General features: G+C 39.7%; 1 pseudogene. It reads right to left on the bottom strand.

Annotated elements, in window-relative coordinates:
* Positions 1-493: 493 nt before the first annotated feature.
* Positions 494-633: pseudogene (locus ACJ5GX_RS07040) on the bottom strand (proton-conducting transporter transmembrane domain-containing protein); the annotation flags it as partial.

The following is a 633-nucleotide window of genomic DNA, read 5'->3' as shown; positions in this document are numbered from 1 at the left end:
CTCCTTAACTTATACAAGTTATATCCGGTGTTGTTGTTATTATAATGCAGGCTTATTTTAGTTCTTGATTTCTGGCTGGCTGCTGATGTAGTGTACTGTACCGCTACTTGCTTCTTTTAGCTAATTTACGTTACTTATGTGTTTGAATTGGACAAAATGGTGGTTTAGTTCCGTCATCACGCAAACATATCTAATGATTTTGGTGCACGCTCCGGCATTAAAACGTAATAAGCGAACACACTTGTTGGGGCCTTTCCGCACTACACCAGGCAATTGTCAGTACATGCAATTGACAGGTGTGGGGATGGGATAGGATATATGTCAGATAATAGGATAGATGCTTCTCTACTTCCCCTGTCTTTCCCCGGTACCTGTACAAATTTTCGACTAAGCAGATTTTACAGATTTTGAAAAGGACAGTAAGGATATGCACATCGCGACGAATTCGGATTGGGAGCCATTTTAACTGAGCACGAAACTCTGAGATATGATCGATCCCCATATGTGCTATTGAAGAATAAGCTATTAACTTCTTTATATCATCTTGAGCAAACGCAACTAGAGAAGCATATATCACCGCAATAATGCTCAGCACAACAACGAAATTTGAAAAATACAAACTTGCCTGAGGAA

The organism is Wolbachia endosymbiont of Tuta absoluta (assembly GCF_059414725.1).
This window is presented reverse-complemented; position numbering and strand designations above follow the sequence as displayed.